The sequence below is a fragment of the Treponema parvum genome, assembly GCF_017893945.1.
Lineage (GTDB): Bacteria > Spirochaetota > Spirochaetia > Treponematales > Treponemataceae > Treponema_D > Treponema_D parvum_A.
Map to the genome: position 1 here is coordinate 165,394 of NZ_CP054257.1, position 10,857 is coordinate 176,250.

Genomic DNA, 10,857 nt, shown 5'->3' on the forward strand with positions numbered 1-10,857 from the left:
CTATGACTGGAAGTCGGAAACGCAGTAGGAAAGAGCGCCGCAAAATCTGCATTGACAAACTTTACAACGGCAGGGTTCACTTCTATTGCAAAAGGTACTAAAACGGCAACACAGGTTGCCTTGGCTGCAACAAGCTCTACAATCACTACAGTCGGGAACAAGGCAATCGACAACTACACGTTAGGCGGAAGTTTTGACAAATCATCCTTTATGACAAGTCTTGGAAGTATACAAACATGGGGAGGGGTAGCATCCTCTGCCTTAACCACAGGAATAAATTTAAAGACTGCGGAGAAATTAAAGAGACTCGGTGAAAAAGGCGCCGCCATCAGTAAGTTCTACGGGGGAGCGATAAATCTTGGAACAAGCTTTGCAGGAAAGGGAGCGGAGTTCGGAACGTACGCAATCGACGCTTTAGCTAACGGAAGAGGATTATATTCGGCTTATGACAACATGGGCGGAATTAGCATGAACGTAGCGAGCCTTGGGGCAATGATGGACTTTGCAGGAACGATGATGAGCCGTAATAACAAAAGCGGTCAGAGCGCGATGAGCGTCCTTGCCGAAGCATTCAGAGGACAGGGAATATATGAAATCAATATAGGAACAAACGGAATAACAGGCAAGTTCGGTAACGGGGGAATAGACGTGGGAGGCAATGTCTACGATTTGGCAAAGCGCATGAGCGACAAGAGTAACCTTGCAAAATATGCAAGTAGCAACGGACAAGCCAAAGGAGAAGCGGCCTATTACGCTTACGTATACGGAGACTGGACACAGGAGAATACCGCTGCAAGGATAGCAAACGGGAAAGATACTCTGATATTTGACAATACGAATGACTTTATTGCCCGTACGGAACGGGACGCCAAAGGCGGCAGAACCATTACGATGAGAAATAGCGGCGATAAGTATGTTAATGCAATACAGCTGGGACATGAGAGCTATAGGAACGGGATAATCGGAACAACAGCTGAACAGAATGCAGAAACAATAGCGGCGGTTATGGGACATACGGAAATGGCTGTAAGGATGGAAGACTACCAAAGCTATAAAGCACAAGGATTACTTGGAGCTGAAGTGGAAGCGTATAGAAAAGGAGATATGACCTCGCTATTTATGAACGCTATGGCTAATTATGATTCGAGCGGGGATTATTGGAAGCTGACCGTAGACGGAAAAATAGAATGGGATAAATCGAAAAATCTTAATGTTGAATATTATGATGAATGGGGAAACCTAAAAACAAAGAAAGGTTATATTACAGATGATACGGGCTCCTATAGTCTGTCATTATTGAATTATGTAGGAGAAGAAAGAGCGCGGCAAATTTTAGGATTTGATTTTGATAATTTAGATAATTTTAAAGCGGATGTTGTCAAAAGTGTACTAGGAGAGAATTGCGATGTATCAAATCTTTCTGCCGCAGAAAGACAGACTATCTTGCAAAATAATCGCGATAAACTTATCGCGGAATCCTTAATGTATAATCAAGGGAAAAACTGGTCTAGTGAGAAAGGGTGGTCTGGAGATTTTGCTTCTTTGAAAATGACCGATGATCCTACGATTGGACAGGTTATAATCAATAAAACAGACGATGGCTATGAAAGATTTGGAATAACTGCAAAAGTAACAAGAAATCCATTAAGTTCTTTTTCAACTAGAAAAAACCCAAGAGATCCTAATTATAAATCATATCAAGGATTAGACTATATTACTTTTTATAAGAAAGATTTAAATGGAAAGGTCTTAGATCGATTTACTTCTGCAGGCTGGCAAACTGTTTCCAATGGTTATACATCTTCATATATAGATACGAATACTCCTCAAGCATATCCATGGCTTGGTAATAGTTCTGTATATAGAGATGACTCCGTATCAAGTTCTTCAAGTTTTAACATTAGAGCAGGGAATTTTACTCATGATCATTACAAAGGTCCGATATTTGTAATAAGTGATTTTACAACTATAGGGGGAACGTCATTTGGTGCTACTAGTAGTACAAATGGAAGGACTTTATTGCATTCTGATATGAATTGGGATGGGGCAGAGTATAGTCAGAGTAGTTATGGAAAGATATCTGCAGCATGTTTTGTAAACTCGTATCAAGCATTGGAGAACTTACAGAATAATTTAAATAACTGGAATGTTCCAAATTACCCATATAATATAAAGTCTTCTTTTTCGACCAGAGTTTATAGAGGGCGCTAGTTATGAGAAACAGAACTTTTTTAATTGCTATTTTTTTACTGATAAACGGATTTATATTTTCAGAGAAAGTTCATTTAGAAATGGAGAAATGAAATATCTAAAAATGTAACAAAACATCATGAATGGGCGGTATCTTATGTATTTCCAAATAGTATTAAATATTCTGTAAAACAGTATATTGACAAAATCGAGTTTGGAATAAAAAGAAATGGAAAAGAGTGGGAAGATAATTATTTATATCTCGATAAAGATATTTTAATCGATGAAGCAACAGGTTTTCTTTATTTTACTTTTGAAAATCAGAAATTTCTTTATATACCAGATGAATATCACCCTGTAGTATTCCCTGCGGGAGTACAAAATTCTGTGCCATATACACAAGAAGAGTTAAGAAATTTAAAAGATAATGCATGGGATTTTACTATAGAAGCAATTTCCGTTTCTTCTTTCTTAACAGAAAAAACATCCAAAGGTATATGGAAATATGATGGACAGGATATAGAGAGGTTCCCTTTAGTTTACACACCTGATTATAAATATCATTTTATTCCGATGCCTTGGGTTGAAGGTGTGAAAGGTCCTGGAATAGGAGAATGGATTGAGGTTGTGATAAACGGCATTGAACCTTGGGGAACTTGCTACTTACAAATATTAAACGGTTATGTTGATGTTAGAAAACCTCATTTATTCAAACAAAATAATAGAATAAAAGAAGCTACATTATTCTGTAAACCAAGTAGGAGCGATGAAAAGCCATTTGAAATGAAAATAAAGTTTGAAGACTTTGTTTATGTAAAGAATATTGTGTTTGATAAATCTTGTCGAAAGATAAAAATCAGAATAGACAGTGTCTATGAAGGTTCAAAATATGATGATACCGTTATAACCAGTATTTATACACCAGGAACTGTGTGGAGTCCATTTTAAGATAAATAATCGGAAACGACTTTATTGCCCGGACGGAACGGAACGCCAAAGGCGGCAGAACCATTACGATGGCCGATTCAAAAGACAGTCATACAAATGCCATACGATTAGGACATGAAGCATATCGAGATGGGATAATAGGAACGACAGATAAGCAAAGAGCCGAAACAATAGCAGCAGTTATGGGGCATACGGAAATGGCTGTAAGGATGCTGGATTATGCCGAGAAATCACCTGAATTGCAAAGAGCAATACTTGGAAATGAAAATATCTTAAACGATATAGGCGCATATTACAGCTCAAGGAGAAACAACGATGACTTGTTGTTTGATAATTATGTAAACGGTAACTATGATTCGAGCGGGGACTATTGGAAGGTCCTTTGCAATGGAAATATTGAATTTGATGGGAATTTTGATTTATATGATGAAAACGGAAAGCTTTTACATAGATATGAAAATATAAGTGGGGAAAATGGAGGCTATACAGATGCTTTGGCCGAATCTTTAAATTTATCCTATGAAGAAGCTGCTTCATTGATAAACAATGCATATACATGGAATGAAAATGAAAAAAAATATGTTCAAAAAAAAGAAGATTCCATTATAAAAACTTCTGATAACTTTAAAGCAAAATATGATTTTCAGGTAAATTTTGCTGATAATGTAATAAATTCTTATCATGGAAATATGCAAACAGCTTTAGAAGCCTATAAACAAAATATTAAAAATGGTGATGGTTTAGTAGATTATTCGTCTTTATCAAAAATGGATTTATCCGAAGTTGAATCATATGCTAAGGAATACAATAAATACATATCAGCATATTACGATGAAAAATTGAATAGGCAATATAATTCTCCAGATGCTAAAAGTGCTTTAAAAGAAGTTGAGCGGCTTATTGATAAAGGGAAATTTACAGGAAATGAATACGTATATAATGCCTTTGGAGAGGGAGGTATATTAAATCCTCTTGGACAAGTAAATGCTGAAATTACTACATATGCATATTATAAAGATGGGAAAGCTCACGGTTGGGGAATACCAAGAGGTTTTGCTCTTGATCTTGCAAATGGGGAAAAGGGAGATAGGGTTTATTCAGTTACAAATACTTTTTTATACTCTAATTCAGTAAATTCAAATATACCGCTAAATCTTGGTACTGGAAATGAAGTACGGCTTTTTGGAAATAATAATAGTGTAATCTATGGTCATCTTCTTTCAGAATCAACAGCTATGAATTCCATGAAAAACTTATCTTCTACAAATGTTATTTGGAGAAGTTTAATTCCAGCTGGTACTCAAATTGGAAATATTGGAAACACTGGAAACAGTTCAGGCCCTCATCTTCATTTTGAATATCGGAAAAAGTACCAATTTTGGAGAAATAGAAATGAATAAAAAATCTTTTTTATCTATATTGTTTTGCTTTTCTGTTTCCTTTGTATTTGCCTTAGGTAATTATCAAAATAAAGAAATTTCCGATTTTTTATATACAAAGTACAATATAAAAGGTGATAAATTTCGTGTATCTTTTAAAGAAAGTAATTATAATTCTCAAATTGCCGGTCTTACTATAGAGAGAGATGGAACTATTTGTTTATATGTAGGAACTTCAGGGTATTATTTGTATTTATCATCTATTTCGATTGATGAATACGAACTAAATCTTTCTTTTATAGAAATATGGATAGGAGCAGAAGAAGGTGTGTCATCTGAAAAAAGGGTAATGTATAAATACAAAGCTCGCGTTTTAAGAAATGAAATCGAAAACAATGAATCTTGGATGTTGAGAATCTATGATATTCCGGAGTTATTTAAAGCAATTGATGTCTATGGTAGTGTAGCAAAAAATGGTATGAAATTCTTTGTAAATGAACCAACCTTTGTGAGATATGATTCTAATTTATTCTCTAGGCAATTATTTGAATTAAATCCTGAAAGCTATTTTGATATAATTGATGTAGTCCAGACTGAAAATAAAATATGGCTAAAAATATCCTTTTCTGGAAAAGAAGGTTTTATTCCATTTACAGCTTTAGCTGACAAGTGGACAGTTTAAAATAATAATTTGTAAAACATGACTTGTTTATATGCTCAAATAAATTATCGATTTATTATTTAGTCCACCATGTAAATGTAAACATACAAACAGAATTTTTGCCCAGTAATAAGGGGTGGCAAACAACAAGGTGCGAGTGAGTGCTCATAATAAACTAGATAATTAGAGGGAAATGACTTTATTGCCCGGACGGAACGGAACGCCAAAGGCGGAAGAACAAAAATAACAGGCGCAAGCCATAATGAAAGCAGCCGGGCTTACGATGGATTCCAACGGACAATGGAATGAAGCAAAAGGCAAAAAATTGAATATGTATGACGTTATGACAGCAGCCGGAACAGGTATTACAGACGAAGTTTTCAATACTTATTACAACAATAAAGTTGACTATGAATTGTCAAGCGCATGGCAGATGGATTTGGAATTCTCTGAAACCGCTAAAAACAAAGCGGTTCCTGAGAGTCTACAAGAAAAATATTCAAAATTGATAACATCCCATTTGAATGAAACAAGAAATCCGTCTGCATTAAAAGATAAATATATGTGGACAATCTATGATAAAAACGGTATAGGTACGGATTTATTCAAGCTAGACAAGAATAATTCATACTTGGATGATTTGATAAAACAGACGGATCAGGGATTGAATGGAATAATTAATAAATATGGATGTAATTTTATGGCAACAATCGCTTTTCCACAGTTATTAACAGGGAATGTATTGAATGCAAACGAAATTGAAAAAATTTGGCAGAGGTCTGGAGAAAGAAATGGAGGAGTAAATACTTCTGATGCTGAAGTATATAATCCTGAAAAATTAACGAATATTGTATGGAGTAATTTAGAAAAATCAAATGTTTTATTATCGTCTGGAGCCCCTTCATGGACACCTTACGGATATTCTTCATTTTCCCAGTATGAAATTGGCTATAAAATTAAATTATCGTATAAAAATACTGGCCATTTTGTTTTAGGAGGTAGTACTGGTTCTATTTTATATAATCCGGGAAATTGGATTACAACAGATAAAGATAGAACTGATACAATTAAATTGTATGTTAAATAAAAAAACATTTTAATTATTGGTATCTGTGTTTTTTGTTGCTCAGTTATTTCAGGTCTTTCCGAAGATGACTTTAATGGAATCTGGATTGATTATTCTGCTTATAATTATTTAGTTTCCTCACATGATACAATTAAAAAAAACGGTCTTGTAATCCAGTTATCGGAAAAAGATAAATATTTTTATGATTATAGGTATGTTGATATTTCGTCTTTTTATTTTGAAGGGAAATCATTAATAGTTGATAGCGTGGTTTACGGTGCTTTTGTCGGTAAATCGATATTTACAAAAACTGATGATGATGTAATGTCTATAAGTGGCTGGACAACAAGTAATCCTGATAGTGAAGTTTATAAGCATTATTGGTATCGTATTTCTTCTCCTGCAAAAATCCCTATAAAAAATGCTGTCCTAAATGATTCAAATGTTCGCTTACGAGTAAAACCAAATTTAAACTGTGATACATGGGCAAAACTGAGTAAAGGAACAAAAGTAAAAGTTAAAGATAAGTCATCTGAAAAATATGAAATTGACGGAGAAAAATGGTATTGGTATAAGGTCGATATAGAAAACCTTCCTGACGGTTGGGTTTATGGAAAGTATCTTGATATTGAAGAATAGAGTTACGGGGGAAGGTGTGAAAACTAAATTTCTGCCCTATAAGAAAATATTTGGAAAAAGAATAAGTCAAAAATGCGACAACAAAATGTCGGTTTGAATTTCAAAAATGTCGCAAATGTGATATGATACCTATGTTATAGAAGGATATCACTATGAACAAATATATTGAATCAGAAACTTTAGAATTAAAAGGAAAATATGCTGATACGATTGCGAAAGAAATAGTGTCTTTCCTTAATAGTAATGGAGGTACAATTCTCATTGGGGTAAAAGACAACGGCATAGTCGTTGGCGTTGATAGAATTGATGAAGTGCTTAGAAAAATATCCGACATTATAACAAGTCAAATAGAGCCAAATCCACAGGATGAAATCAGTTCAGAACTTAAATTTGACGAAGGAAAAACAATCATTGCAATTCATATAAATAAGGGTAGGAACCATATTTATTGCCAAAAGAAATATGGTTTTTCTTCCGCCGGTTGTACTATAAGAATAGGGACAACTTGTAAAGAGATGACTCCTGATCAAATTAAAATCAGGTATGAGAAAAAGTTTATAGATACTGAATACATGCTTAAGAAAAGGTCAAGATTATCTGATTTATCATTTAGAGAACTTAAGATATATTATTCTGAAAAAGGATATCACTTAGAAAATAAATCTTTTGAAGCGAATTTGAATTTAAGAAATGAAGCCGGTGAGTACAATTTGCTGGCTGAATTATTATCAGACAGAAATAATATTCCATTTATATTTGTAAAGTTTCAAGGAGAAAAGAAGGCTTCAATATCTGAAAGAAGTGATTACGGTTATGGATGCCTTTTAACAACTTACGGAAAAATAAAAAACAGATTGCAGGCTGAAAATATCTGTATTTCAGATACGACGGTCAGACCAAGAAAAGATACATATCTATTTGACTTTGATTGTGTTAATGAGGCAATTTTAAATGCTTTAGTTCATAATGATTGGACAATTACAGAACCGCAGATTTCAATGTTCCACAATAGACTTGAGATACTTTCACACGGCGGTCTTCCCGGGGGAATGACGGAAGAACAGTTCTTTGACGGGATAAGTAAACCTAGAAATGCTACTTTAATGAGAATATTCTTGAATATGGGGCTTACCGAACATACGGGGCATGGAATACCAACGATAGTGGATAAGTACGGAACGGAAGTTTTTGATATTCAAAGCAACTATATACGCTGTACTATTCCTTTTGAAAAAAACGTTCTTGATCAAATAGATAGTAAAAATGTCGGTTTGAATGTCGGTTTGAATGTCGGTTTGAATAAAACAGAAAAGAGAATAATTGAGCTTTTAATAGAAAATCCGAGTTACATATCAGTTGAACTTGCAAAACAGATAGGTGTAACGAAGAGAACAATCGAAAGATCATTTAAAACATTACAAGAAAAGAAAATGATAGAGCGAATCGGTTCAAAGCGTGATGGTAATTGGATTGTGATTAGGTAATATAAAATGGAATAATGTGATAAATCGTTCAAAAACAGCTGGAAAAATGTGATTTTTCACTCAAAATTCAATAGAAAAATGTGATAAATAATGCTACACTAGATTTATGGAATATAAGCTTCGTCGTAAAATAGACGATTTTCTCATAAACTGGAAACAAAATCCGGATAGGATGCCGCTTATAATAAAAGGCGCCCGTCAGGTTGGTAAAACATCATCCATTGAGCATTTCGCAAAAAGCTATAATCACTTTATAGAAATCAACTTTATCAGCGAACCTCAGTACGCAAAGATTTTTATTTCAGGTTATTCTCCGGATAATATCATAAAGGAAATCACTCTCGTAAATCCCGCTTTCAAATTTGTTCCTAATGAAACCCTCATCCTTTTTGATGAAATGCAAGCCTGCCCGGATTGCGCAACCTGTCTCAAGTTTTTTAAGATTGACGGCCAATATGATGTAATTTGTTCAGGCTCGCTTCTTGGTATAAACTATGAAGAAGTTACTTCCGTAAGCGTCGGCTATAAGCAGGATTATGAAATGCATTCCCTTGATTTTGAAGAATTTCTTTGGGCAAAAGGTTATTCGCAAAATCAGATTGAAGGAATCTATGAACACATAAAAAACACAACGCCTTTTTCTGAAAATGAATTTGATGTCTGGATGAACTGTTTCAAGGAATATGTGATTACAGGCGGAATGCCGCGAGTCGTAAACAAGTTCATTGAACAGAATAATTTTTCAGGAATACTTCAGGAACAGACTCAGATTCTTAAAGCTTATGAAGAAGATATCCTCAAATATGCGAAGGGACTTGAGAAATCAAAGATTAAAAATATCTACACACACATTCCGGTCTTTCTTGCAAAAGAAAATAAACGCTACCAGATAACAAAAATCGCCACTGGCGCACGTAACAGGGAATACATTGGAACTGTCGATTGGCTAAAGGACGCTGGAATAGTAAATGTATGCTACAATCTTAAACAACCGGAATTGCCGCTCAAAGGCAATTACAATCCAACAGAATATAAAATCTACTACCGTGATACGGGGCTTTTAATTGCAGCCCTTGATGAAGAAGCTCAGGCTGATTTACGCCGGAACAAAAACTTCAACACATACAAAGGCGCGATCTTTGAAAATATAGTCGGCGATATGCTTGTAAAACAGGGATATGAACTCTTCTATTACAGAAATGAAAAATCAACGATAGAAATGGATTTCTTTATTCGTGATGCCGAATCTCTTGTCCCTGTAGAAGTAAAAGCAAGCGACAATCCTTCTTCCTCGCTTAAAAATCTTATTGAAAAAGATAAATATGCAGATGTTCATTACGGAATAAAACTCTGCGCTAAGAATATAGGCTTTAATGGCAAGTTTTATACATTCCCGTATTTTTGTACATTCCTGCTCAAACGCTATATGATGGAAAAGATCAGTTCAGAGAAAAAATAAGATATCCGGTCATAATCTGCCGTGAAAAATGTGATTTTTCACTCAAATTGTTTACAAATTTGAACGGCTGCTGCCCAAGCTGTGCCGTCCAAACTTATTATTGTTGCACACATAGCCGTATTGTGCTACTAATTCCTTATGATGCATGCGGAAGCCGAAACTCCGTTTTCAAGAACTCTCATGCTGCTCGGCGAAAGAAGAATGTTAAAACTTTCGCAGTCAAGAGTATGCGTCTTAGGCTTGGGCGGAGTAGGAAGCTACACGGCGGAAGCCCTTGTCCGGTCGGGACTGGGCGCAATAGATATTGTAGACGACGACAGCGTTTCCGTTTCGAATCTGAACAGGCAGCTTTATGCGCTGCATTCGACTATAGGGCAAAGTAAAGTCGACGCCGCTGAAAACCGCATTCTGGACATAAACCCGCTTTGCCGCGTAAAAAAACACAAGATCTTTTTTTTACCGGAAAATGCAAAACAATTTAATTTTTCGGATTACGATTATGTAGCCGACTGTACTGATACCGTAACTGCAAAAATTTGCATTATACGGACGGCAAAGGCGGCGGATGTTCCGGTAATAAGCTGTATGGGAACCGGAAACAAGATGAATCCTCTTCTTTTTGAAATCGCCGATATAAGCGAAACAAGCGTTTGCCCCGTAGCCCGAATAATGCGGAGGGAATTGAAAAAGCGCGGGATCGAAAATGTCAAAGTCTTATATTCAAAAGAGCCGCCGATTTCTCTTACGCCGGATACGGAAACGGCTCCGGATAATGAGACCGCGGATAATGAGACGCCGTTTGATTTGGAAGATGAAAATTCGAATCAAGGCGGTGTTTTTGCTGAAAACCGCATAACTAAGCGGATTCCGGGCAGCACGGCTTTTTGTCCGTCCGTCGCGGGGCTTATAATTGCGTCCGAAATAATAAAAGATCTGTGTTCATAAAATTTACTGCGGCGACGCCCCGTCTGCAAAAGCCGCGCCGTATAGCCCGCTCAAGCCGTATAGAAGTTAAACCTTCTTCCCGAGCG

The 10,857-nt window shown here is 35.6% G+C and carries 9 protein-coding genes; all 9 read left to right on the forward strand.

Annotated features, from left to right (window positions below):
* Nucleotides 1–51 precede the first annotated feature (51 nt).
* The 9 genes from HRI96_RS00785 (at nt 52) to HRI96_RS00825 (ending at nt 10,771) form a co-directional block, all read left to right on the forward strand.
* Complete coding sequence (locus tag HRI96_RS00785) at nt 52–2,211, forward strand: hypothetical protein (RefSeq protein ID WP_210117651.1); 2,160 nt, start codon at nt 52–54, stop codon at nt 2,209–2,211.
* 366 nt (nt 2,212–2,577) lie between these two features.
* Nucleotides 2,578–3,138: an NADase-type glycan-binding domain-containing protein gene (locus HRI96_RS00790; RefSeq protein WP_210117652.1), complete on the forward strand. Its 561-nt coding sequence runs from the start codon at nt 2,578–2,580 to the stop codon at nt 3,136–3,138.
* A 68-nt stretch (nt 3,139–3,206) separates the two neighbouring features.
* Nucleotides 3,207–4,538, forward strand: a complete 1,332-nt coding sequence (locus tag HRI96_RS00795) for a M23 family metallopeptidase (protein WP_210117653.1) — start codon at nt 3,207–3,209, stop codon at nt 4,536–4,538.
* Nucleotides 4,531–5,199: a hypothetical protein gene (locus HRI96_RS00800; protein ID WP_210117654.1), complete on the forward strand. Its 669-nt coding sequence runs from the start codon at nt 4,531–4,533 to the stop codon at nt 5,197–5,199. Before HRI96_RS00795 ends, HRI96_RS00800 begins: the two co-directional genes overlap by 8 nt.
* A gap of 241 nt (nt 5,200–5,440) precedes the next feature.
* Complete coding sequence (locus HRI96_RS00805; protein ID WP_210117655.1) at nt 5,441–6,265, forward strand: hypothetical protein; 825 nt, start codon at nt 5,441–5,443, stop codon at nt 6,263–6,265.
* A gap of 246 nt (nt 6,266–6,511) precedes the next feature.
* On the forward strand, nt 6,512–6,883 hold the full coding sequence (locus tag HRI96_RS00810; protein WP_210117656.1) for an SH3 domain-containing protein: 372 nt from the start codon (nt 6,512–6,514) through the stop codon (nt 6,881–6,883).
* A gap of 152 nt (nt 6,884–7,035) precedes the next feature.
* Nucleotides 7,036–8,367: an RNA-binding domain-containing protein gene (locus HRI96_RS00815; protein WP_210117657.1), complete on the forward strand. Its 1,332-nt coding sequence runs from the start codon at nt 7,036–7,038 to the stop codon at nt 8,365–8,367.
* Between the two features lie 106 nt (nt 8,368–8,473).
* Nucleotides 8,474–9,826, forward strand: a complete 1,353-nt coding sequence (locus HRI96_RS00820) for an ATP-binding protein (protein ID WP_210117658.1) — start codon at nt 8,474–8,476, stop codon at nt 9,824–9,826.
* A gap of 138 nt (nt 9,827–9,964) precedes the next feature.
* Nucleotides 9,965–10,771: a tRNA threonylcarbamoyladenosine dehydratase gene (locus HRI96_RS00825; protein ID WP_256729262.1), complete on the forward strand. Its 807-nt coding sequence runs from the start codon at nt 9,965–9,967 to the stop codon at nt 10,769–10,771.
* Nucleotides 10,772–10,857: the final 86 nt, after the last annotated feature.

Bases quoted from the DNA above. Each gene is read 5' to 3' on its own strand.
- HRI96_RS00795 (WP_210117653.1), top strand. From the start codon at position 3,207: ATGGCCGATTCAAAAGACAGTCATACAAATGCCATACGATTAGGACAT.
- HRI96_RS00800 (WP_210117654.1), top strand. From the start codon at position 4,531: ATGAATAAAAAATCTTTTTTATCTATATTGTTTTGCTTTTCTGTTTCC.
- HRI96_RS00805 (WP_210117655.1), top strand. From the start codon at position 5,441: ATGAAAGCAGCCGGGCTTACGATGGATTCCAACGGACAATGGAATGAA.
- HRI96_RS00815 (WP_210117657.1), top strand. From the start codon at position 7,036: ATGAACAAATATATTGAATCAGAAACTTTAGAATTAAAAGGAAAATAT.
- HRI96_RS00820 (WP_210117658.1), top strand. From the start codon at position 8,474: ATGGAATATAAGCTTCGTCGTAAAATAGACGATTTTCTCATAAACTGG.
- HRI96_RS00825 (WP_256729262.1), top strand. From the start codon at position 9,965: ATGATGCATGCGGAAGCCGAAACTCCGTTTTCAAGAACTCTCATGCTG.